This window comes from Belnapia sp. (assembly GCF_059504005.1).
This window is the reverse complement of record NZ_JCACHU010000001.1, coordinates 1-21,792: the sequence shown is the minus strand read 5'-3', so window position 1 is coordinate 21,792 and position 21,792 is coordinate 1. Positions and strand designations below refer to the sequence as shown.

The window sequence follows — 21,792 nt, the reverse complement described above, 5'->3', positions numbered from 1 at the left end:
GAACCCATGGGCTGGGTCAGCGGGATCGTCGTCTATTTCCTCATCTGGTGGGTGGTGCTCTTCGCCGTCCTCCCCATCGGCACCCAGCCTGTGGCGGAGGGCGATGCCGAGAGCGGCTGGCGCGGCGCGCCGGCGAATCCGCAGCTCTGGAGGAAGGTGCTCATCACCACGGTGGTTTCGACGGTCTGCTGGCTCGGCGCCTATGCGCTGATCACCAGCGACTACATGAGTTTCCGCAGCGGCTGGTGGGCAATGCCCGAAAAATAGGCGACTTTCGGCCAATTAGGCCTGTGTCGCTTCTTATTGTCGCTGTTCTTGTCTGGGAGCCACTTTTTTCGGCGTTCGCAGCATCGATTGCAGTTGTGCCGCGTTGATCCCAGGCGCCAATATACTGACAGGAAGAGGGTTGGTCCTCTTTCTGCCGTGTGACTGGCGTTTCCTCCCTAAACTCAGGTCGTGCCCTTGGGCGCGGCCTTTTTTTTGTCTAGCCCAGGCCTTACGGGCCGGCAAGGTGCAACCACCGCTGAAGCGCGATAATCTTTCAAAATCGTTCGTACTGCACCGCAGCATCGTAAGAAAATTGCTGCAACCCACTGTAAACCTGGGCACTGGCGGGGCGGGTCCTACACCACTAGTCTCCGGCGCCCGATCAAGCCCTTGGAGCCCGTCTTGCGCCTCTCCCGCGCCTTCCTGCCGACCCTGAAGGAAACCCCGGCCGATGCGCAGATCGCCTCGCACCGGTTGATGCTGCGCGCGGGCATGGTCCGGCAGACCAGCGCCGGCATCTATGCCTGGCTGCCGCTCGGCTGGCGGGTGCTGCAGAAGGTGGAGCAGATCGTCCGCGAGGAGCAGGACCGCGCCGGCGCCCAGGAAATCCTGATGCCGACCATCCAGACCGCCGATCTCTGGCGCCAGTCCGGCCGCTACGACGCCTACGGGCCGGAGATGCTGCGCCTCAAGGACCGGCACGACCGGGACATGCTCTACGGCCCGACCAACGAGGAGATGGTGACGGAGATCTTCCGCACCTATGCGAGGAGCTACCGCGACCTGCCGCGCAACCTCTACCACATCCAGTGGAAGTTCCGGGACGAGGTGCGCCCCCGCTTCGGCGTCATGCGCGGCCGCGAATTCCTGATGAAGGACGCCTACAGCTTCGACCTCGACTATGCCGGCGCGCAGCGCAGCTACCAGCAGATGTTCGTGGCCTATCTGCGCACCTTCGCACGGATGGGGCTGAAGGCCATCCCGATGCAGGCGGATACCGGCCCGATCGGCGGCAACCTCAGCCACGAGTTCCTAATCCTCGCCGAGACCGGGGAGAGCCAGGTCTACCTCCACCGCGACCTGCTCGACTTCGACGTGCTTGGCCAGGCGCCGGACTACGAGGGCGACCTGTCGCCCATCGTCGATTTCTGGACCAGCCGCTACGCCGCGACCGACGAGAAGCATGACGAGGCGGCCTGGAACGCCATTCCTGCCGAGCGCCAGGTCTCGGCGCGGGGGATCGAGATCGGCCACATCTTCTATTTCGGCACCAAGTACAGCGCCTCGATGGGCCTGCAGGTGCAGGGGCAGGACGGCAAGCCGGTGGCGCCCGAGATGGGCAGCTACGGCATCGGCGTCTCCCGCCTGGTCGGCGCCATCATCGAGGCGAGCCATGACGAGGCGGGCATCATCTGGCCCGACGCCGTCGCCCCCTTCCGCCTCGCCGTGCTGAACCTGAAGCAGGGTGATGCCGCGACGGATGCGCTCTGCGACCAGCTCTACGCCGCCTTCCCCGGCGATGCCGTCTATGACGACCGGCCGGAGCGCGCCGGCGTGAAATTCGCCGATGCCGACCTCATGGGCTACCCCTGGCAGGCCATCATCGGCCCGCGCGGCGCAGCCGCCGGCAAGGTGGAGCTGAAGCGCCGCGCCACCGGCGAACGGCTCGAGCTCCCGCTCGGGGACGCCATCGCCCGCATCCGGGCCTAACGCGATCCGGCCGCGGAATACCGCAGCAAGCGAGGAGCCTAGCGTGAATCGGATGGACCACTGATGTTCAACGCCTTCGAGCGTGCCGTTGCCTTCCGCTATCTGCGCGCCCGGAAGGGCGAGCGCTTCGTCTCCGTCATCGCCATCTTCTCCCTGGTGGGCATCGCCCTCGGCGTCGCCACGCTGATCATCGTGATGAGCGTGATGAACGGCTTCCGCCAGGAGCTGCTCGGCCGCATCCTCGGTCTCAACGGCCATCTGGGCGTCTACTCCGCCGATGGCGGGCCGCTCCGCGACTACGACCCGCTGGCCGAGGCCATCCGCCGCGTCCAGGGGGTCACCGCCGCGACGCCCATCATCGAGGGCCAGGTGCTGCTGACCAGCGAGCAGGGCGGCGCCACGGGCGGCCTCGCGCGGGGGATCAGGGCGGAAGATCTGCGCGCCAAGGCGATCATCGCGGGCAACATCCGCCGCGGGTCGCTGGCGGAGTTCGACGGCGAGGACAGCATCGTCATCGGCACCGGCCTCGCCGGCAAGCTCCGCATCGGCGTCGGCGACCGGGTGACGCTGGTCTCGCCCCAGGGCCGCACCACCGTGCTCGGCACCCTGCCGCGGGTCCGTGCCTATCGCGTGGTCGCGCTCTTCAACATCGGCATGAACGAGTACGACACCAGCTATGTCTACCTGCCGATGCAGGCCGCCCAGCTCTTCTTCCAGACGGGCGACGCGGCGACGCAGGTCGAGGTCTTCGTCGACGACCCGACGCGCGTCCGCGCCGTCAACCTCGGCATCCGCCGGGCGCTCGGGGCCGAGCATCCCGTCCGCATCATCGACTGGCAGGACGCCAACAGCAGCTTCTTCAACGCCGTCCAGGTCGAGCGGAACGTGATGTTCCTGATCCTGACGCTCATCATCATCGTGGCCGCCTTCAACATCGTCAGCTCGCTCATCATGCTGGTGAAGGACAAGGGCCGCGACATCGCCATCCTCCGCACCATGGGGGCGACGAGCGGCGCCATCCTCCGCATCTTCCTGCTCTGCGGCGCCTCGGTCGGCGTCATGGGCACGCTGATCGGCTTCGGCCTCGGCCTCGTCTTCTGCCTCAACATCGAGCGCATCCGCGAGGCGCTGCAGGCCCTCACGGGGACCGAGCTGTTCAGCCCGGAGGTCTACTTCCTGTCCCAGCTCCCGGCGGTGGTCGACCCCAATGAGGTGGTGCAGGTGGTGCTGATGGGCCTTGGCCTCTCGCTGCTGGCCACGGTCTATCCGAGCTGGCGCGCCGCGCGGCTCGACCCGGTGGAGGCGCTGCGCAATGAGTGAGGCGCCGCTCCGGCTCGACGCCGTCGTCCGCCGCTTCCGCACCGAGGCGGGCGAGCTGCCGGTGCTGACCGGCGCCGCGCTGACGCTGGCCGCAGGCGAGATCGTCGCCCTCGTCGCCCCGTCCGGCACGGGCAAGTCGACCCTGCTGCACCTCGCCGGGCTGCTGGAACGGCCCGATGCCGGCGAGGTCTATGTCGCCGGCCGCGCCGCCGGCACCCTCTCCGACGATGCTCGCACCGCGATCCGCCGCACGGAGATCGGCTTCGTCTACCAGTTCCACCACCTGCTGCCGGAATTCACCGCGGCGGAGAACGTCGTCCTGCCGCAGATGGCGAACCGCACGCCGCGCGCCGCGGCCGAGGCCCGCGCGCGCCAGCTCCTCGGCAGCTTCGGCCTGGCGGGGCGGGAGCACCATCGTCCCGGTCGCCTCTCCGGCGGCGAGCAGCAGCGCGTCGCCATCGCCCGCGCGCTCGCCAATGCGCCGCGCATCCTGCTCGCCGACGAGCCGACCGGCAATCTCGACACCGGAACCTCGGACCTGGTCTTCGGGGAGCTGCTGGCCGCGGTGCGCGACCAGGGCGTCGCCGCGCTCATCGCCACCCACAACCCGGCGCTCGCGGCCCGCATGGACCGCGTGGTGACGCTGCGCGACGGCTGCATCGTGGCGGGCTAGGCGTTTCCTTGGCCCCGCTCCCAGGAGCCGGACAAGGTTCCTGGCCGGACGAACGAGCGCGATCAGGTGCTCTCACCGGATCGACGCTCGCTCCAGGCCTCACTCGGCGGCGACCATCTCCCGGGCCGGGCGCCGCGCCAGGGCCAGCGGCAGCAGCCGCGCGAGAAAGAGCACCGCACCGCCGAGGAAGGCCAGCGCCGCGGCGATGGCGAGCCCCGGCGCCTCGTGCTCGATCGACAGGTAGATCCCCGTCGGGAAGGCCACCGCGGAGCCTGCCGAGAGCGCGAATTGCAGCGGCGCCAGCACCGGGGACGCGGCCAGCTGCGGCCAGGCCCGGTAGCTCAACCCCATCAGCGCCAGCGTCGTCCAGCCGACCAGGTTGAGATGCGCATGCACCGGCGCCAGGTGGAAGTCATGGGCGATCCCCATGGCGATGCCGAAGCCGGTGCCGACGACCAGGCAGCAGCCGGCGGCGGCGAGGAACAGGGCAGGCAGGCGGGACATGGGCGTTTCCTCCTTTCGAGGGGTGGGGATGTGCCACCGCCGTGTCGCCGCTTCATCCCGCCCGCGCCGGCTGATTGTCGCGTCTGTCGCTCCGCCAGAGCGCGCCGCAGAGCATCCCTGCGATGACCGTCACCATGCCGGCGACCTGCATGGGCGTGACATGCTCGCCGAGCAGCAGCCAGGCCCAGAGCACGCCGAGCGCCGGGACGAGGGGCGGCAGGAGCGCCGCCCGCGCCGGCCCCATCGCCACCACCGCCCGGCTGTAAAGCACGATGGCGAGGCCGCCCGCGATCAGCCCCTGGTAGCCCGCCTGCCGCAGCGCCTCGGCCGGATGCGCCGCGACGCCATCGATCCCGAAGACCACGAGGTGCACCGGCACCCAGGCCAGCGAGACGGCGCCGATGATGGCCGCCGCCCGCAAGCCGCTCACCTCCCAGCGTCGCATCAGCACCCCGTAGAGCGCCCAGTTGAAGCCGCTCGCCAGCACCATCAGGTCGCCGATCCAGACCTGGCCGCTGCCTTCGCCGAGCCCCGCCCCGCCGATCAGAAGCAGGCCGACCGCGATCACCGGCAGCCCGATCCGCACGCCGGTCTCGGGCGGCGTCCGCAGCAGCCACCAGGCGAGCAGCGGGGCGAAGACCATGGTCCCGCCCGGGTTGAGGATCGAGGCATGCACCGCCGGCGCGAAGTGCAGGGCCATCGCCGTCAGCAGGAAGTAGGGCGCCCCGCCGAGCGCCGCGAGCACCACGGCCCGCCACCAGGCGAGCCCGCCGAGCCCGATCCGCAGCAGCAGCAGGAGGAAGAGCGGCCCGGCCGTACCGTAGCGGATGAAGACGAGGTCCGGCACCGACAGCCCCGCCGCCAGCGCATGGCCGGAGGCGGCGAAATTGGCGCTGAACATGAACATGGCGAGGACGCCGGCGGCGACCACGGCGCGGCTGGGCTGTTCCGGCATCGCGCGGATCATGCCGGGGCAGGGGCCTTCGTGCTAGTCTTGCCGTCATGAGCGACGACTCGACGGCCAGCTTCGTCCACCTCCATGTCCATTCGAGCTATTCGCTCTCGGAAGGCGCGATCAAGGCCGAGAAGCTGGCCTCACTCGCCAAGGATGCGGGAATGCCGGCGGTGGCGCTCACCGACACGGCCAACCTCTTCGGCGCGCTGGAATTCGCCCAGTCCTGCCAGGGCAAGGGCATCCAGCCGATCATGGGTTGCCAGCTCTGGCTCTCCCGTGCCGCCTCCGACCCGCGGCCCGAGGCGGAGCGCCTGCCGCCCGACCCGATCGTCGCCCTGGCCATGGATGCCCGCGGCTACGACAACCTCCAGCGCCTGACCTCCCGCTCCTTCCTCGGCAGCGATCCCTCCGGCAAGCCCTGCCTCTCCTATGCGACGCTCGAGGAGCATGCGGAGGGCATCTTCCTGCTGACCGGCGGCACGCTCGGCCCGGTGAGCCGGTTGCTGGCGGAAGGCCGGCGGGAGCCGGCGGAGGCGCTTCTGCGCCGCTTCGCCGCCACCTTCCCCGACCGGCTGGCGGTGGAGCTGCACCGCCATGGGCTCGACATGGAGAAGGCCATCGAGCCGGCGCTGCTGGCGCTGGCGGATGAGCTCGCCCTGCCCATCGTCGCGGCCAACGACGTCTATTTCGCCGTGCCCGCGATGCATGAGGCGCATGACGCCCTGCTCTGCATCGCCGAGGGCCGGGTCCTGGCCGAGAAGGACCGCCGCCGGGTCACGCCGGAGCACTGGTTCAAACCGGCGGCCGCCATGCGCGCCCTCTTCGCCGACCTGCCGGACGCCTGCGACAACACCCTCGCCATCGCCCGCCGCTGCGCGGTGATGGCGGAGACCAAGAAGCCCGAACTGCCGATCTGCCCCAAGGTCCAGCCCGGCATGACCGAGGCGGAGACGGTGCGCGACATGGCGCGCCGCGGCCTTGCCGCCCGGCTGGATACCGCCGGAATCGAGGCCGACAGGCGCGAGGTCTATGACACGCGCCTCGAATACGAGCTCGGCGTCATCGAGAGCATGGGCTTCGCCGGCTACTTTCTCATCGTCGCCGACTTCATCCAATGGGCGAAGGCGCAGGTGCCGCCCATCCCGGTCGGCCCCGGCCGTGGCTCCGGCGCCGGCTCGGTCGCCGCCTGGGCGCTGCAGATCACCGATCTCGATCCCTTGCGCTTCGGCCTGCTCTTCGAGCGCTTCCTCAACCCTGAGCGCGTCTCGATGCCGGATTTCGACATCGACTTCTGCCAGGACCGGCGCGACGAGGTCATCGCCTATGTCCGCCGCGAATATGGCGAGGACCGGGTCGCGCAGATCATCACCTTCGGCAAGCTGCAGGCGAAGGCCGCCGTGCGCGACGTGGGCCGCGTGCTCGGCATGCCCTATGGGCAGGTGGACCGCATCGCCTCCCTCATCCCCTTCAACCCGGCGAAGCCGGTGACCCTCGCCCAGGCGATCGAGGGCGAGCCGCGGCTGCAGCAGATGCGCGACGGCGACGAGCAGGTGGCGCGCCTGCTCGAGATCGCCAACCAGCTGGAGGGCCTCTACCGCAACGCCTCGACCCATGCGGCCGGCGTCGTCATCGGCCGCAAGCCGCTGATCGACATCGTCCCGCTCTACCGCGACCCGCGCAGCGACATGCTCATCACCCAGTACTCGATGAAGTATGTCGAGCAGGCGAGCCTGGTGAAGTTCGACTTCCTCGGCCTCAAGACGCTGACGGTCATCGAGCAGGCGCTGGAGATCCTGAAGGGGCAGGGGCATGACATCGACATCAACGCCATCCCGCTCGACGATGCCAAGACCTACGAGATGCTGCGGAAGGGCGACGCCGCCGGGGTGTTCCAGTTCGAAGGCCAGGGCATGCGGGACTGCCTGCGGCAGATGAAGGTCGACCGCTTCGAGGATCTGGTCGCCGCCGTCTCCCTCTACCGCCCCGGCCCCATGGCCAACATCCCCGCCTATTGCCAGCGCAAGCATGGCGAGCCCTGGGAGAGCCCGCACCCGAAGATCCACCATATCCTGGAGGAGACCTTCGGCATCATGGTCTACCAGGAGCAGGTGATGCAGATCAGCCAGGAGCTGGCGGGCTACTCGCTCGGCGGCGCCGACCTGCTGCGCCGCGCCATGGGCAAGAAGATCGCCAAGGAGATGGAGCAGCAACGCGCCATCTTCACCGAGGGCGCGGTCAGGAACGGCATCGAGCCGGCCAAGGCCACCGAGATCTTCGACATGATGGCGAAGTTCGCGGAATACGGCTTCAACAAGTCGCACGCCGCCGCCTACGCGCTGGTCAGCTACCAGACCGCCTGGCTGAAAGCGAACCACACCGTCGCCTTCCTCGCCGCTTCCATGACGCTCGACCTCGACAAGACGGAGAAGCTGGCGGGGCACATGCAGGAGTGCTCGCGCCTCGGCATCCCCGTGCTGCCGCCCGACATCAACCGCTCCGGCGCCTTCTTCCTCGTCGAGCACCAGGAGGATGGCAAGCCGGCGATCCGCTTCGCGCTCGCGGCGGTGAAGCGGGTCGGCGCGGCGGCGATGCAGGCGCTGGTGGCGGCGCGCGATGCCGGCCGGCCCTTCGCCTCGGTCGCCGAGTTCGCCCACCGGGTCGACCCGAAGCTGCTCAACAAGATGCAGATCGAGAATCTGGCCAAGGCCGGCGCCTTCGATGCGATGGAGCCCAACCGGGCGAGGCTCGTCGCCGGGGCCGAGGTGGTGCTGCGGGCCGCGCAGGAGGCCGCCGAGCGCCGCGAGGATCCGACGGCCGACATGTTCGGCAGCACCGGCGGCCCGGTGCCGCTGCGCCTCAAGCCCATCCCCGACTGGCCGCAGCTCGAGAAGCTGGCCTATGAGGCGGAGGCCGTCGGCTTCCACCTCTCGGCCCATCCGCTCGACACCTACAAGGAGGTGCTGAAGCGCCTCGGGGTGACGCCCTTCCACGCCATCGCCGATCGCGCCAAGGGCGGCTCCGCCAAGCTGACGCTCGCCGGTACCGTCGTCGCCACCAAGGAGCGGCCGACCCGCACCGGCAGCCGCATGTGCTGGCTGACGTTGTCCGACCAGACCGGCAGCTTCGAGGTGACGCTGTTCAGCGAGGTGCTGAACCGCGTCCGCGACCTGCTGACCGAGGGCAACGCGCTGCTGGTGAAGGCCGAGGCGCGCATCGACAACGACGCGCTGCGCCTGACCGCGAGCGAGGTGGAAAGCCTCGAGAAGGCAAGCCAGGGCGTCGGCCAGGGCATCCGCCTCTGGCTTGAGGGTCCCGCCGCCGTCGACCCGATCCGCGCGCTGCTGGAGCGGGAGGGCAAGGGCCGCGGCCGCGTCGTCGTCGTCGCTCGCACCGGCGAGGGGCAGGAGGTGGAGCTGGCCCTGCCCGGCAAGTTCAACGTCTCGCCCCGGCTGATGCAGGCGATGAAGGTGCTGCCGGGCGTGGCGGAGGTGGAGGCGGTCTAGCCCTTCGCCCCCGCCCGCTCCTTCGCCAGCAGGGCCCGCTTGCGTGGCACGCCCCAGCGATAGCCGGTGAGGTCGCCATCGGCGCCGACGACGCGGTGGCAGGGCACCGCCAGCGAGACATGGTTCTGCGCGCAGGCGCGCGCCACGGCTCGGATCGCCCGCGGGGCGCCGATGGCCACGGCCATCTGGCCGTAGGTCCGCGTCTCGCCGAAGGGGATGGCCTGCAGCGCCTCCCACACCCGGCGCTGGAAGGCGGTGCCGCGCAGGTCGAGCGGCAGGGCGAGGGCGGCCTTCGGCTCCTCGAGGAACTCGACCACTTGCCGCACCGTCTCCGCCAGAGCCTCCGGCGCCGGCTCGATGCGCGCCTTGGGGAAGCGCTGCCGCACATCGCCCTCGAGCGCGTCGAAACCCTCGGCGAAGCCGATGAAGCAGACGCCACTCTCCGTTGCGCCAACCATCAGCGGACCGAGGGCGCTGGTGGCGGTGGCGATGCGGATCGTCTCGCCCTCGCCGCCGCGGCGCGCGGCGCCCGGGGTCATCCCGAGCACCCGGCCCGGCGCCCCATAGACCCGGCTCTCGCTGCCATAGCCGGCGCCGGCGACGGCCTCCGCCACCCGGTCGCCCGCCGCCAGCGAGGCCTGCAGCCGCCGGGCCCGCACCGAGGCCGCGTAGGAGTGCGGCGTCACGCCGGTGATCTCCTTGAACAGCCGCAGGAAATGGTGCCGCGCATAGCCAGCCCGGTCGGCGAGCGTCGCCAGGGAGGGCGTCGCCTCGCTCGCCTCGATCAGGTCGCAGGCGGCGCGGATGGCAGCGGCATGGATGGCGGCGCGCTCGCCCTTCGGGTCGCAGCGCTTGCAGGCGCGGAAGCCCCCTGCCTCCGCCGCCGGTGCATCGGCATAGAAGCGCACATTCTGCCGGAGCGGCGGGCGGGAGGGGCAGCCGGGCCGGCAATACACCCCCTGGGTCGTGACGGCATAAAGGAAAGTGCCGCAATCGGGCGCCGGGTCGCGGGCCAGCAGGGCTTCCCAGCGCAGGGCATCCTGGTCGAGCATGGGTCTATCCTCGTCGTCGCTGCTGGCATCAGGATGGCGATGCGGGGCCGGGGCGGCCATCCGGGCATTGCCTCGGCATGAGAGGGAGCGGGCGATGACCGAGACGATCACGGGCTGGCATGCCCATGTCTACTACGATCCGGCGACGACCCGCGGCACCGCCGCCGCGCTCCGCGATGCCATCGCCACCCGCTTCCCGGCAGCGGTGCTTGGCCGCTGGCACGAGGTGCCGGTCGGCCCACATCCCTCGGCCATGTACCAGGTCGCCTTCGGGCCGGAGCTGCTGCCCGGCCTTCTGCCCTTCCTCGCGCTGAACCGCGCCGGCCTCGCCATCCTGGTCCATCCGGAGACCGGACGGCACCGCGCCGACCACGGCGAGCACGCGCTCTGGATGGGCGCGGTGCTGCCGCTCAGGCTGGAGGTGCTGCCCGAGTAGCGAGCAGCGCCTCCACCGACCGCGCGGCATCGAGCCGCAGCACAGGGCAGGGGAGATCGGCCAGCCAGCTCTCCTGCTGGATTCGGCTGCGCTGGCCGAGCCCGGCCGTGTCATAGGCTGCTGCCCAGGCCAGGAAGCCGGCATGCACCGCTGCCATGTCACCGCCGGGCTCGATCCGCGTGCCATACCGCGCTGCCTCGCGCGCCCGCAGCCGCGCCATGCGGGTGGTCGGGTCCAGGCTGAGGAAGACAACCAGGGAGAAGCGCTCGACCAAAGGCTCGCCCCAACCGGTGACGGCGCCGGACAGCACCTAGTCCCCGCTTTCTGCCAGCGCCGCGCAAAGGCGCTCGAGCCGCGCCGAGGGCGGCCGCGCTTCGGTGAAGGGTGGGTCTGTGGGCGTGGGCAGCCAGAAATAGTCGTCCGCATCGTGATGCGGGCAGCCGAGGCGCCGGGCGAGCGCCGCCCCGAGGGTCGTCGTCCCGCTGCCGGAGGCGCCCATGACATGGATTCGGCGCACGTCCCGCCATGCGGGATTTGGCCGCACTTCTCAAGACACGATCCGGCTTCGGAAGCATCAGCGGGTTTCGATGACAGGTTTGTCATCTTTGCGTGATGTATCTCGAATAGCAACAAAGAGCGTATACGAATCCAGCGGGAGGTCGTGTTCCCTGCCACCCTTGGGGGGGATATCCCATGTCCCGTAAACTGGTAGCGGAGTTCCTTGGAACCCTTTGGCTTGTGCTTGGGGGCTGCGGCAGTGCCGTCCTGGCCGCCGCCTTCCCGGATGTCGGCATCGGCCTGCTCGGCGTGTCGCTCGCCTTCGGGCTGACGGTGCTGACGATGGCATTTGCGATCGGGCATATTTCAGGCTGCCACCTGAACCCTGCGGTCACCTGCGGCCTCGTCGCCGCCGGCCGGTTTCAGGGCTCGGAGGCGCTGCCTTACATTGCCGCGCAGGTGGTCGGCGGCGTTGCCGGCGCCTTCCTGCTGTATGCCATTGCCTCCGGCCAGCCGGGCTTCGACCTTGCGGTGAAAGGCTTGGCGGCAAACGGCTTCGGCGATGCCTCGCCCGGTAAATTCGGCCTGGCCGCGGGCTTCCTCACCGAGGCGGTGATGACCTTCTTCTTCCTCATCGTCATCCTCGGCGCCACCTCCATGCGCGCCCCGCCGGGCTTCGCCCCCATCGCCATCGGCCTGTGCCTGACGCTGATCCACCTCGTCAGCATCCCCGTCACCAATACCAGCGTGAACCCGGCGCGCAGCACCGGCCCGGCCTTCGTGCTCGGCGGCCTCGCGCTGCAGCAGCTCTGGCTGTTCTGGGTGGCGCCCATCCTCGGCGCGATCGCGGGCGGGCTGCTGCATCGCTGGCTGAGCACGGAGGGGACGGCGGATGCGATCGACCGCGCTGTCGCCGCAGCCGAGGCGCTGACCGCCGAGCCGGAGGCCCTGGCGCCGATGCCGGCGCGCCAGCCGCGTTGACAGGGCTCAGGTCCGCGCGGTCACCAGCCAGATCGCCGCGGGCAGGGTGACGCCCGCCGGGCCCTCCGCGGCCCGGTAGAAATCGAGGAGGCGGTCCCGCACCGCCTCCCGCAACCCATCTCGTGCCCCTTCCGGCGCATCCTGCAGCGCCCGGCTGACCTGGCCGAGCGTCATGGCGAAACCCGCCGCCTCCGCTGCATCGGCCCCGAGCCGCATCGGCACATCCTCCGGCGCCAGCGCCACCTCGGCGAAGCCGGCGCTGCGCAGGATGCGCTCCACCCGCGCCGGATCCGCGAAGGCGAATTGCCCCGGCTCCTCCGGACCGGGCGGCGGCGGGGGCGGGATCAGGTCCCGCACAGCCGCCGCGGCACCGGTTGTCCAGCGGTTCTCCGCCGGGCTGCGGAAGGCCGCGAGCACGACCCGCCCCCCCGGCCGCAGGGCCGCCCGCAGATGGGCGAAGGCGGCCACGGGCTCCAGAAAGAACATCACTCCGAAGCGCGAGGCCAGCAGGTCGAAGCCGCCGGGCGGGAAGGGATGCGCCGCGGCATCGGCGAGCAGCACCTCGGCCTGGGCGAGTCCCGCCGCAGCGATCCGGCACCGCGCCACCTCGACCGACTCCGCCGCGATATCGATGCCAAGCACCTGGCCGGCCGGCCCCACCCGCTCCGCCAGGGCGATGGTCGAGGTGCCGCTGCCGCAGCCGATATCGAGCACCCGCTCGCCGGGGCGCGGCGCCGCCCTCTCCAGCAACAGCTCGAGGATCGGGGCGAAGCGGGCGTCGATCCGCTCATGCTCCCGCGCCCAGGCCCGGGTCGACGGCCCGTTCCAATACGCCGTCTGCGGCGCGTTCGGCCCCTCGCTCGGCATGGGCTGGCCCCTCCTACTTGTAGAGCGCCGCGATCTCCGCCGCATGGCGCTCCAGCACCGCGCGGCGCTTCACCTTCATGGTCGGCGTCAGCAGCCCGTTCTCCACGGAGAAGGCAGCCGGCGCCTGCGCCCAGCGGCGGATGCGCTCGATGCTGGCGAGGCGGGTATTCACCCGTGCCACCGCCTGGCCGAGCGCCGCCTCCTGGCCATCGGCCGCGACCAGCAGGGCGACGACGCCCGGCTGCCCCTCGCCGGCGACCACGGCCTGGGCGATCTCCGGCTCCGCCATCAGCAGCGATTCCAGCTTGGCCGGGCTCACCATGTCGCCGCCGAGCGTCTTGATAAAGTCCCGCTTGCGGTCGGTGATAGTGATCCGCCCGGCCTCGATCCGCGCCACGTCGCCGGTATGCAGCCAGGGCGCCTCATCCGGCTCCACGGGGCGGATCGCGGCCGCCGTCGCCTCCGGGTTGCGCCAGTAACCGTCCATGACGAGGGGGCCGCGCACCAGCAGCTCGCCGTCCGCGGCGAGCATCGCCGCCACCCCCGGCAGGGGATAGCCGACCGTGCGCCGCGCATTGTCCCAGGGTGGGTTGACCGCGATCACCGGCCCTGCCTCGGTCTGGCCGTAGCCCTGGATCAGCGGCAGGCCGAGGCCGATGAAGAAGCCCGACAGATCCGGGTCGAGCCGCGCGCCGCCGCAGACCATCGCCTGGAGATGGCCACCGAAGCGGGCCCGCACTTTCTCCCGAACCAGCCGCTCCAGGACAGCATCCTGCACTCGCTCCAGCAGGGAGAGGTGCCCGCCATCCGCCCGCTTCAACCCGAGCGCCAGCGCCTGGCGGAAGAGCCGCTGGCGGAAGGGCGCCTCCTTCTCGAGCTGGGCCAGCATCCGCGTCCGGAGCACCTCGAAGAGGCGCGGCACGGCGGTGATGATGCTCGGCTGGAACTCCTGGAACTCGGCCGAGAGCCGGTCCGCCCCGCGCGAATAGATCACCTCCACCCCGAGCGAGGGGAGGAGGAAGACGCCGACCGTATGCTCGTAGCTGTGCGAGAGCGGAAGGAAGGAGAGGTAGACTGTGCCGTCCAGCCGCAGGCGCTTGGCCAGCGCCGCGACCCCGTCGCGGTTCGCCAGCATCGCCCGGTGCGGCAGCATCACCCCTCGCGGCGTGCCCCCGGTGCCGGAGGTGTAGATGAGGCAGGCGAGGCGGCCGGGCGGGATCTGCTCCACCTCCGCCATCAGCAGCGGCAGGTCGCCCGGCTCGGCCAGCAGCTCCGGCCAGTGGGCAACCCGCGCCGCAGCGCCCTCCGCCGGCCGGGCCTCGAGGCCGATCAGCAGGTCCAGCCCCTCCGGCGCCGCCTTCGCCACCTGCGCGGCGAGCGCGGCGGAGGAGACGACGGCCATGCGCGCCCCGGAGTCGCGCAGGATATGCGCATGGTCCGCATCGGTATTGGTGGTGTAGGTCGGCACGGTGACGGCGCCGATCGCCATCAGCGCCACATCGGCGATGTTGAACTCCGGCCGACTCTCGCTCACCAGCACCACCCGGTCGCCCGGCATGACGCCCGCCCCCCGCAGCCAGGCCGCGGCGCTGGCCACGCCGAGGGCGAATTCGCCCCAGCTCAGCCGCTGCCAGCCGCCGTTCCGCCAGTATCGGACCATCGGCCGCTCCGGCCGCGTGCGGGCGATGTCGAGCAGCATCCAGGGCAGGCTGCCCCAGGGCGTCGCGCCGAGGCTGCCCGCGAAGACGCCCGCCTGGGTAGGACCGATATCCGGCATCCGTGGCTTTTCCTCCCTGCTTGACCGCTTGGCCCTGCCTGCTAGCGCCATATATGCAATGCCGTGACCCGAGCCGAGCCCCAATCGACCCCGCCCCACGCCGCCGCAGATGCAGCGGCTGGGGCCTTCCGCCTGTCGGCCCTCCGCGGGCCGGCCTTCTCACCCCTCGATGCCGGCGGCGAGGCGGGCCCGCCCCTGCCGGTCTGGGATCTTTCCGACCTTTATGCCTCCCCCGAGGATCCGGCACTCGCCGCCGATCTGGATCGGGCGGAGGAGGCGGGCAAGGCCTTCGCCGCCCGCCTTTCGGGCAAGCTCGGTGGCCTTTCCGGCGACGCGCTGGCCGAGGCCATCGGCGAGTATGAGCGGATCGAGGAGGTGCTCGGCCGCGCCATGAGCTTCGGCCAGCTCATCTTCGCCGGCGACGCGACCGACCCGGCCAATGGCCGCTTCTATCAGATGCTGCAGGAACGGGTGACGGCCATCAGCAGCCACCTGCTCTTCTTCTCCCTCGAGCTGAACCGCCTCGAGGATGCCGAGATCGAGCGCAAGCTCGCCGCCAGCCCGGCGCTCGCCCGCTGGCAGCCCTGGCTGCGCGACCTCCGCGTCTTCCGCCCGCACCAGCTCTCGGACGAGATCGAGAAGCTGCTGCACGAGAAGGAGGTCACCGGCCGCTCCGCCTGGAACCGCCTCTTCGACGAGACCATCGCCAACATGCAGGTGAAGGTGGGGGATGAAGAGCTGACCGTCTCCGCCGCCCTTAACCGCCTCTCCGACCGCGACCGCAGCGTGCGCGCCGCCGCGGCCGAGGGTGTCTCGGCGGCCTTCGGCAGCCAAGTGCGGCTCTTCTCGCTGATCACCAACACCCTCGCCAAGGACAAGGAGATCATCGACAATTGGCGGCGCTACCCGCGCCCCGGCTCCTCGCGCAACCGCGCCAACATGGTCGAGGACGAGGTCGTCGATGCGCTGGTGACGGCGGTGCGCGACAGCTTCCCGCGCCTCTCCCACCGCTACTACTCCATGAAGGCGAAGTGGCTCGGCCTGCCGAAGCTGCTGCACTGGGACCGCAACGCCCCGCTGCCGGAGGAGCAGGACCGCAGCATCGCCTGGCCCGATGCCGTTCGCACGGTGCTCGACAGCTACCGCGCCTTCAGCCCGGAGCTTGCCGAGATCGGCGGCCGCTTCTTCGACAAGCCCTGGATCGACGCCGCACTCCGCCCGGGCAAGGCGAGCGGCGCCTTTGCCCACCCGACCGTGCCGAGCGCGCATCCCTACCTTCTGCTCAACTACCACGGCAAGTCGCGCGACGTGATGACGCTGGCCCATGAGCTCGGCCACGGCGTCCATCAGGTGCTGGCCGGCGACCAGGGCTACCTGCTCTCCGGCACGCCGCTGACGCTCGCCGAGACCGCCTCCGTCTTCGGCGAGATGCTGACATTTCGCGGCCTGCTCGATGCCGAGACCGACCCGAAGCGCCGCCGCCTGATGCTCGCCGGCAAGGTGGAGGACATGCTGAACACGGTGGTGCGGCAGATCGCCTTCTACCGCTTCGAGACCCTGCTGCATGACGAGCGCCGCCGCGGCGAGCTCTCGGCCGAGCGCATCGCCGAGCTCTGGATGCAAGTGCAGCGCGAAAGCCTCGGCCCCGCCTTCGAGTTCACCGAGGATTACGGCGTCTACTGGGCCTATATCCCGCACTTCATCCACTCGCCCTTCTACGTCTATGCCTACGCCTTCGGCGATTGCCTGGTGAACGCGCTCTACGGCGTGTACCGGGACGGTGCCGTGGCGGATTTCGAGCGGAAATACCTCGACCTGCTCCGGGCGGGCGGCACGCTGCGGCACAAGGAGCTGCTGGCCCCTTTCGGCCTCGACGCCTCGGACCCGGCCTTCTGGCAGCGCGGCCTCGACGTCATCGCCGGCTTCATCGACGAGCTCGAGCGCGATGTCTGAGCGCAGCCCCGACAGCACGATCTTCGGCGAGCTGCGCCGGATGGCGCGCACCTCCGGCGCCGTCGGCGGCATCGCCGCCCGCGTCGCCGGCGAGCGCATCTTCGGCGTGAAGACCGACAAGTCGGCCCATGCCGAGGACCTGAAGGCCATCCTCGGCGGCCTCAAGGGCCCGCTGATGAAGGTCGCGCAGTTCCTCTCGACCGTGCCGGACGCCTTGCCGGAGGAGTATGCGCAGGAGCTGGCAACCCTGCAGTCCAACGCCCCGCCGATGGGCTGGGCCTTCGTCCGCCGCCGCATGGGCTCCGAGCTCGGTCCGGGCTGGGAGAACCGCTTCGCCAGCTTCGGCCGGGAGGCCGCGGCGGCGGCCAGTCTCGGCCAGGTCCATCGCGGCACGCTTCCCGACGGCCGCGCGGTCGCCTGCAAGCTGCAATACCCGGACATGCCGAGCGTGGTGGAGGCCGATCTCCGCCAGCTCAAGCTCGCCGTCAGCCTCTACCGCCGGATGGACAGCGCCCTCGACAATGGCGAGGTCTACCAGGAGATGTGCGATCGGCTGCGCGAAGAGCTCGACTACCTCCGCGAGGCGTCGCAGATGCGCCTCTACGGCATGATGATGCAGGGCACGCCCGACGTCTCCATCCCCCAGCCGGTCGAGGAGCTTTGCACCAAGCGCCTGCTGACGATGACCTGGCTCGACGGCCGCGCCATCATCAAGCGACTGGAGGAGGACCCGCCGCTCGAGGAACGCAATGCCTATGCCCAGGCGCTGTTCCGCGCCTGGTACAAGCCCTTCTACCAGTACGGCGTCATCCATGGCGATCCGCATTTGGGCAACTACCAGGTCCGGCCGGACCGGGAGGGCATTAACCTGCTCGACTTCGGCACCATCCGCGTCTTCCCGCCGAGCTTCGTCGGCGGCGTGATTCTGCTCTACGAGGCGGTGCGCGACCACGACGACGAGAAGGCGGCCGAGGCTTACCGCATCTGGGGTTTCCGCAACCTCTCCAAGGAGACGATGGAGGTGCTGAGCCTCTGGGCGAAGTTCCTCTACGAGCCGCTGGTGCAGGACCGCGTCCGCCCGATCCAGGAGGTCGACGACCTGTCCTATGGCCGCAAGATGGCGGCCAAGGTGCATGAGGGCTTGAAGCGCACCGGCGGCGTCCGCATCCCCCGCGAATTCCCGTTGATGGACCGGGCCGCGGTGGGCTTGGGCAGCGTCTTCCTCCGGCTTCGGGCGCAGATCAACTGGCACCAGATGTTCATGGAGCTGGCAAAGGACTTCTCCGAGGCGGAGCTTGCCCAGCGCCAGGCTGATGGGCTGAAGGAAGCCAGGGTTCCAGCCGCCATGGCCGGCGCCATCGCCAAATAGGCCGGGCGCCTCATTCACGGGCTTGGGCAGGGTTTTGCCCAATTCCGTGGCTGCGGCTCGGACATTCCATCTTGCCTCCCCGCCGTCACATGCGCATGTTCCGCGCCCGAAGGGGGAGACCCGCATGCGACTTGCAGTGCTCAAGGAACGCCGCCCGGCCGAAACCCGGGTCGCCGCCACGCCGGAGACGGTCAAGAAATTCACCGCCCTCGGCCTTACGGTCGCCGTTGAGGCCGGGGCCGGGCTCAGCGCCGGCATTCCCGATTCCGAGTACAGCGCCGCCGGCGCCGAGATCGCCTCGGATGCTGCCGCGGCCCTCCAGGGCGCTGCCATCGTGCTGAAGGTGCGAGCCCCGCTCGCCGAGGGCGAGGGCGCGGTCGACGAGCTGTCCCTCATCCCCCGTGGCGCCCTGATGCTCGGCCAGTTGCAGGCGACGCCGGAGATGGCGGCCGCCTATGCCAAGGCCGGCATCGATGCCGGGGCGATGGAGCTGCTGCCTCGCATCACCCGGGCGCAGAGCATGGACATCCTCTCCTCCCAGGCGAACCTTGCCGGATACCGGGCCGTCATCGAGGGCGCGGCCGCCTTCGACCGCGGCTTCCCCATGCTGATGACGGCGGCTGGCACCATCCCCGCCGCCAATGTCTTCGTCATGGGCGCCGGCGTCGCCGGGCTGCAGGCCATCGCCACCGCCCGCCGCCTCGGCGGCCGCGTCTCGGCGACCGATGTGCGGCCGGCGGCGAAGGAGGAGATCAAGTCCCTCGGCGCCAGCTTCGTCGGCTATGAGGACGAGGAGAGCAAGGCGGCCCAGACGGCCGGCGGCTATGCCAAGCAGCTCTCGGCCAATTTCTACGCCAAGCAGGCCGAGGTGGTGGCGACCCACATCACCCGGCAGGACATCGTCATCACCACCGCCCTGGTGCAGGGCCGCAAGGCGCCGACCCTGGTGACCGCGGAGATGGTCCGCAGCATGAAGCCGGGCAGCGTCATCGTCGACATCGCCGCCGATGCCGGCGGCAATGTCGCGCTGACCAAGCCCGGCGAGGCGGTCACCACCGAGAACGGCGTGACCATCCTCGGCCATCCGAACTGGCCCGGCCGCATCCCGGCCGCCGCCTCCGCCCTCTATGCGCGCAACCTGCTGACCTTCCTGACCACCTTCTGGGACAAGGAGGCCAAGGCGCCGAAGCTGCCGGAGGCCGACGAGATCGTGAAGGGCGTGCTGCTGACCCGTGGCGGCGCCGTGATCCACCCGAGCCTCGCCCCCGCCCAGGCCGCCTGAGGAGACCCCTGCGATGAACCCGACCGACCTGGCCAACCAGGCCAGCGCCACGGCGCAGCGCGCCCTGGAGCTGGCCCAGCAGGCACGTGCGCTGGCCGAGGCGCATGTCGCCCCTGCCGCCGCCGCGGCCGACCCTTTCCTCTTCCTGCTGACGATCTTCCTGCTCGCCTGCTTCGTCGGCTACTACGTGGTCTGGAACGTGACGCCGGCGCTGCACAGCCCGCTGATGGGCGTGACCAACGCCATCTCCTCGGTAATCGTCGTCGGCGCCATCCTGGCGACCGGCCTCGGCGAGAGCCTTGCCGCCCAGGTCTTCGGCTTCCTCGCCGCGGCGCTGGCCGCGGTGAACATCTTCGGCGGCTTCATCGTGACGCGCCGGATGCTGGCCATGTTCCAGTCGAAGAAGAAGGGCTGAGACCGTGGCCGCAACCCTCTCGACGCTCGCCTATCTCGTCGCCGCCGTCCTCTTCATCCTGGCGCTGCGCGGCCTTTCCCACCCGACCACCTCCCGCCAGGGCAACCTCTATGGCATGGTCGGCATGGGCATCGCCGTCCTGGCGACCTTGCTGCGCCCCGGCATGGGCGGCGGCGGGGTCGGGCTGATCATCCTCGCGCTCGCCATCGGTGGCGGGGCAGGGGCCTATATCGCCTCCCGCATCCAGATGACGGCGCTGCCGCAGCTGGTTGCAGCCTTCCACTCGCTGGTCGGCCTCTCGGCGGTCTTCGTCGCGGCCGCGGCCTTCTACGCGCCAGAGAGCTTCGGCATCGGCCATTCCGGGCAGATCCATGGCGGCAGCCTGGTGGAGATGTCGCTCGGCCTCGCCATCGGCGCCATCACCTTCTCCGGCTCGGTCATCGCCTTCGCCAAGCTGCAGGCGCTGATGTCGGGCGCGCCGATCACCTTCAAGTTCCAGCACTGGCTGAACCTTGGCCTCGGCATCCTGCTGCTGGGGCTGATCGTTGCCTTCGTTGCCTCGGGCAGCGCGGCGCTGTTCTGGCTGATTGCGATCCTGGCCTTCGCCCTCGGCTTCCTGCTGATCATCCCGATCGGCGGCGCCGACATGCCGGTCGTCGTCTCGATGCTGAACAGCTATTCCGGCTGGGCGGCGGCGGGCATCGGCTTCACCCTCGGCAACCTGCTGCTGATCGTGACCGGCGCGCTGGTCGGCGCCTCGGGCGCCATCCTCTCCTACATCATGTGCAAGGGCATGAACCGCAGCATCATCAACGTGCTGCTAGGCGGCTTCGGCACGGATGCGAGCACCGCTTCGGCCGGTGGCGGCGGTGGCGGCGAGCGGGCCCCGGTGAAGGCCGGCAGTCCGGAGGATGCCGCCTACATCATGAAGAACGCCCAGAAGATCATCGTCGTGCCCGGCTACGGCATGGCGGTGGCGCAGGCCCAGCAGGTGCTGCGCGAGATGGGCGACCTGCTGAAGAAGGAAGGCGCGCAGGTGGAATACGCCATCCACCCCGTCGCCGGCCGCATGCCCGGGCATATGAACGTGCTGCTGGCCGAGGCGAATGTCCCTTATGAGGACGTGAAGGAACTGGAGGAGATCAACCCGGAATTCGCCGAGGCCGACGTGGCCTTCGTCATCGGCGCCAACGACGTGACGAATCCGGCGGCAAAGACCGACAAGTCCAGCCCGATCTACGGCATGCCGATCCTCGATGTGGAGCGGGCGAAGACCGTGTTTTTCATCAAGCGCGGCATGGCGAGCGGCTATGCCGGCGTGGACAACGAGCTCTTCTTCCGTCCCAACACGATGATGCTCTTCGGCGATGCCAAGAAAGTCACGCAGGAGATCGTCCAGGCCCTCCAGCGCGACTAAGAAAACTGACAAAAATAGATGAAGAGGCCGGGGAGAATACCTTCTCCCCGGCCTTTTTTATTGGTTGTTGAGCAAGGCGGCCCGCAGTTCTGCGCCTCTCGTCAGCCACCCGAAGAACCTCTCCACGTTGAACTCGGTCGCCTGCTGCGCCCCTGGCCCGGCCGCCATGGTCGCGTCGGTGACCATCACCGGGAAGAACTCCCGGTGGTAGGCATCCCGGATGGTGCTCTCGACGCAGACATTGGTGGCGACGCCCGCGACCAGCACGGTCCTGATCCGCCGCGAAGCGAGGACCTGCTCCAGCCCCGTCTCGGCGAAGCCGCTGTAGCGCGACTTCGGCACGACGATATCGCCCGGCTGCGGGGCCAGCGGCTCGACGATTGCATGGTCCCAGGTGCCATGGGTGATGAGCTTGCCGGCATAGGCCTCGTTGGCGCGCATGAATTTCAGCGCGTTTGACTTGTGCCAGACTGGCGCCGAAGGCCCACCCGCCTCCCGCTGGTCGGGCGAGAAGCCGTTCTGCAGGTAGATGACGGGGATGCCGGCGGCGCGGCAGGTGGCGGTCACTCTCGCTGTCTCCTCGATCATGGGCGAGGCGCCGGAGACGTCGAACCCCACCAGGCCGATATAGCCTCCCGGCGAGAGATAGGCGTTCTGCATGTCGACGACGATCAGCGCCGTCTCCTCCAAAATCAGGGTGAGCGGCTCCGGCCGGGCAGGAAGCTGGGCGGTTCGGGACATGGGTGGCACCTCGACGCGCTAGTGTTCTGACTCCAACACTTGTTTCCCTCGACGGACCTTGTCGAGAATGTC

Annotated in this window: 20 protein-coding genes; 12 read left to right on the top strand and 8 right to left on the bottom strand. The window is 69.9% G+C overall.

Annotated features, from left to right (window positions below; genetic code table 11):
* Positions 1-6: 6 nt before the first annotated feature.
* From AC5JJ1_RS00100 to AC5JJ1_RS00085, 4 genes are all read left to right on the top strand, one after another.
* Positions 7-267: a DUF1467 family protein gene (locus AC5JJ1_RS00100; protein ID WP_495783081.1), complete on the top strand. Its 261-nt coding sequence runs from the start codon at positions 7-9 to the stop codon at positions 265-267.
* Positions 268-669: 402 nt separating this feature from the next.
* Positions 670-1,977, top strand: a complete 1,308-nt coding sequence (gene proS, locus AC5JJ1_RS00095; RefSeq protein ID WP_495783106.1) for a proline--tRNA ligase — start codon at positions 670-672, stop codon at positions 1,975-1,977.
* A gap of 63 nt (positions 1,978-2,040) precedes the next feature.
* Positions 2,041-3,297, top strand: a complete 1,257-nt coding sequence (locus AC5JJ1_RS00090) for a lipoprotein-releasing ABC transporter permease subunit (RefSeq protein WP_495783080.1) — start codon at positions 2,041-2,043, stop codon at positions 3,295-3,297.
* Positions 3,290-3,970, top strand: coding sequence for an ABC transporter ATP-binding protein (locus AC5JJ1_RS00085; RefSeq protein ID WP_495783079.1), 681 nt, complete (start codon positions 3,290-3,292; stop codon positions 3,968-3,970). The genes AC5JJ1_RS00090 and AC5JJ1_RS00085 overlap by 8 nt, the downstream gene beginning before the upstream one ends.
* Before the next feature lie 99 nt (positions 3,971-4,069).
* Here the strand turns inward: AC5JJ1_RS00085 and AC5JJ1_RS00080 are convergent, their stop codons facing one another.
* Together AC5JJ1_RS00080 and AC5JJ1_RS00075 are read right to left on the bottom strand one after the other, a co-directional pair.
* Entirely contained in the window at positions 4,070-4,474 is a 405-nt protein-coding gene (locus tag AC5JJ1_RS00080) for a hypothetical protein (protein WP_495783078.1), read from the bottom strand.
* A gap of 52 nt (positions 4,475-4,526) precedes the next feature.
* Positions 4,527-5,429, bottom strand: coding sequence for a DMT family transporter (locus tag AC5JJ1_RS00075; protein WP_495783077.1), 903 nt, complete (start codon positions 5,427-5,429; stop codon positions 4,527-4,529).
* Positions 5,430-5,476: 47 nt separating this feature from the next.
* Here AC5JJ1_RS00075 and dnaE point away from each other — a divergent pair, with 47 nt between their 5' ends.
* Positions 5,477-8,932, top strand: a complete 3,456-nt coding sequence (dnaE, locus tag AC5JJ1_RS00070) for a DNA polymerase III subunit alpha (protein WP_495783076.1) — start codon at positions 5,477-5,479, stop codon at positions 8,930-8,932.
* Here the strand turns inward: dnaE and ada are convergent.
* A complete protein-coding gene (ada, locus tag AC5JJ1_RS00065) occupies positions 8,929-9,984 on the bottom strand; it encodes a bifunctional DNA-binding transcriptional regulator/O6-methylguanine-DNA methyltransferase Ada (protein ID WP_495783075.1) in 1,056 nt (351 codons plus the stop codon). The genes dnaE and ada overlap by 4 nt on opposite strands.
* A 94-nt stretch (positions 9,985-10,078) precedes the next feature.
* On the opposite strand from ada, the gene AC5JJ1_RS00060 reads away from it, so the two are divergent.
* On the top strand, positions 10,079-10,420 hold the full coding sequence (locus tag AC5JJ1_RS00060) for a DOPA 4,5-dioxygenase family protein (protein WP_495783074.1): 342 nt from the start codon (positions 10,079-10,081) through the stop codon (positions 10,418-10,420).
* Here AC5JJ1_RS00060 and AC5JJ1_RS00055 read toward each other — a convergent pair.
* Positions 10,395-10,730, bottom strand: coding sequence for a P-loop NTPase family protein (locus tag AC5JJ1_RS00055; protein ID WP_495783073.1), 336 nt, complete (start codon positions 10,728-10,730; stop codon positions 10,395-10,397). The two genes, AC5JJ1_RS00060 and AC5JJ1_RS00055, sit on opposite strands and share 26 nt — an antisense overlap.
* The gene (locus AC5JJ1_RS00050; protein ID WP_495783072.1) at positions 10,731-10,937 is read right to left on the bottom strand and encodes a P-loop NTPase family protein; all 207 of its coding nucleotides are present in this window, start codon (positions 10,935-10,937) and stop codon (positions 10,731-10,733) included. It lies immediately after the preceding gene.
* Positions 10,938-11,113: 176 nt separating this feature from the next.
* On the opposite strand from AC5JJ1_RS00050, the gene aqpZ reads away from it, so the two are divergent.
* Complete coding sequence (gene aqpZ / locus AC5JJ1_RS00045) at positions 11,114-11,899, top strand: aquaporin Z (protein ID WP_495783071.1); 786 nt, start codon at positions 11,114-11,116, stop codon at positions 11,897-11,899.
* 6 nt (positions 11,900-11,905) lie between these two features.
* On the opposite strand, the gene AC5JJ1_RS00040 is transcribed toward aqpZ, so the two are convergent.
* Both AC5JJ1_RS00040 and AC5JJ1_RS00035 read right to left on the bottom strand, forming a co-directional pair.
* Entirely contained in the window at positions 11,906-12,766 is an 861-nt protein-coding gene (locus AC5JJ1_RS00040) for a class I SAM-dependent methyltransferase (RefSeq protein ID WP_495783070.1), read from the bottom strand.
* 13 nt (positions 12,767-12,779) lie between these two features.
* Positions 12,780-14,543 (bottom strand): AMP-dependent synthetase/ligase, encoded by a 1,764-nt coding sequence (locus AC5JJ1_RS00035; RefSeq protein ID WP_495783069.1) that lies wholly within the window; start codon positions 14,541-14,543, stop codon positions 12,780-12,782.
* Positions 14,544-14,675: 132 nt separating this feature from the next.
* Here AC5JJ1_RS00035 and AC5JJ1_RS00030 point away from each other — a divergent pair, with 132 nt between their 5' ends.
* The 5 genes from AC5JJ1_RS00030 to AC5JJ1_RS00010 all read left to right on the top strand — a co-directional run bounded on the left by AC5JJ1_RS00030 (position 14,676) and on the right by AC5JJ1_RS00010 (position 20,979).
* Positions 14,676-16,496, top strand: coding sequence for a M3 family oligoendopeptidase (locus AC5JJ1_RS00030; RefSeq protein ID WP_495783105.1), 1,821 nt, complete (start codon positions 14,676-14,678; stop codon positions 16,494-16,496).
* Positions 16,489-17,865 carry an ABC1 kinase family protein gene (locus tag AC5JJ1_RS00025; protein ID WP_495783068.1) on the top strand — a complete coding sequence of 459 codons (1,377 nt, stop codon included), beginning with the start codon at positions 16,489-16,491 and terminating at the stop codon, positions 17,863-17,865. Before AC5JJ1_RS00030 ends, AC5JJ1_RS00025 begins: the two co-directional genes overlap by 8 nt.
* 124 nt (positions 17,866-17,989) lie before the next feature.
* Entirely contained in the window at positions 17,990-19,147 is a 1,158-nt protein-coding gene (locus AC5JJ1_RS00020) for a Re/Si-specific NAD(P)(+) transhydrogenase subunit alpha (protein WP_495783067.1), read from the top strand.
* Between the two features lie 13 nt (positions 19,148-19,160).
* Positions 19,161-19,562, top strand: coding sequence for an NAD(P) transhydrogenase subunit alpha part 2 (locus AC5JJ1_RS00015; protein WP_495783066.1), 402 nt, complete (start codon positions 19,161-19,163; stop codon positions 19,560-19,562).
* Positions 19,563-19,566: 4 nt separating this feature from the next.
* Entirely contained in the window at positions 19,567-20,979 is a 1,413-nt protein-coding gene (locus tag AC5JJ1_RS00010) for an NAD(P)(+) transhydrogenase (Re/Si-specific) subunit beta (RefSeq protein WP_495783065.1), read from the top strand.
* Between the two features lie 57 nt (positions 20,980-21,036).
* On the opposite strand, the gene AC5JJ1_RS00005 is transcribed toward AC5JJ1_RS00010, so the two are convergent.
* Positions 21,037-21,720, bottom strand: coding sequence for an isochorismatase family protein (locus AC5JJ1_RS00005; protein WP_495783064.1), 684 nt, complete (start codon positions 21,718-21,720; stop codon positions 21,037-21,039).
* Between the last annotated feature and the right edge of the window lie 72 nt (positions 21,721-21,792).

Bases quoted from the DNA above. Each gene is read 5' to 3' on its own strand.
- AC5JJ1_RS00100 (WP_495783081.1), top strand. From the start codon at position 7: ATGGGCTGGGTCAGCGGGATCGTCGTCTATTTCCTCATCTGGTGGGTG.
- AC5JJ1_RS00090 (WP_495783080.1), top strand. From the start codon at position 2,041: ATGTTCAACGCCTTCGAGCGTGCCGTTGCCTTCCGCTATCTGCGCGCC.
- AC5JJ1_RS00085 (WP_495783079.1), top strand. From the start codon at position 3,290: ATGAGTGAGGCGCCGCTCCGGCTCGACGCCGTCGTCCGCCGCTTCCGC.
- AC5JJ1_RS00080 (WP_495783078.1), bottom strand. From the start codon at position 4,474: ATGTCCCGCCTGCCTGCCCTGTTCCTCGCCGCCGCCGGCTGCTGCCTG.
- AC5JJ1_RS00075 (WP_495783077.1), bottom strand. From the start codon at position 5,429: ATGCCGGAACAGCCCAGCCGCGCCGTGGTCGCCGCCGGCGTCCTCGCC.
- dnaE (WP_495783076.1), top strand. From the start codon at position 5,477: ATGAGCGACGACTCGACGGCCAGCTTCGTCCACCTCCATGTCCATTCG.
- ada (WP_495783075.1), bottom strand. From the start codon at position 9,984: ATGCTCGACCAGGATGCCCTGCGCTGGGAAGCCCTGCTGGCCCGCGAC.
- AC5JJ1_RS00060 (WP_495783074.1), top strand. From the start codon at position 10,079: ATGACCGAGACGATCACGGGCTGGCATGCCCATGTCTACTACGATCCG.
- aqpZ (WP_495783071.1), top strand. From the start codon at position 11,114: ATGTCCCGTAAACTGGTAGCGGAGTTCCTTGGAACCCTTTGGCTTGTG.
- AC5JJ1_RS00040 (WP_495783070.1), bottom strand. From the start codon at position 12,766: ATGCCGAGCGAGGGGCCGAACGCGCCGCAGACGGCGTATTGGAACGGG.
- AC5JJ1_RS00035 (WP_495783069.1), bottom strand. From the start codon at position 14,543: ATGCCGGATATCGGTCCTACCCAGGCGGGCGTCTTCGCGGGCAGCCTC.
- AC5JJ1_RS00025 (WP_495783068.1), top strand. From the start codon at position 16,489: ATGTCTGAGCGCAGCCCCGACAGCACGATCTTCGGCGAGCTGCGCCGG.
- AC5JJ1_RS00020 (WP_495783067.1), top strand. From the start codon at position 17,990: ATGCGACTTGCAGTGCTCAAGGAACGCCGCCCGGCCGAAACCCGGGTC.
- AC5JJ1_RS00015 (WP_495783066.1), top strand. From the start codon at position 19,161: ATGAACCCGACCGACCTGGCCAACCAGGCCAGCGCCACGGCGCAGCGC.
- AC5JJ1_RS00005 (WP_495783064.1), bottom strand. From the start codon at position 21,720: ATGTCCCGAACCGCCCAGCTTCCTGCCCGGCCGGAGCCGCTCACCCTG.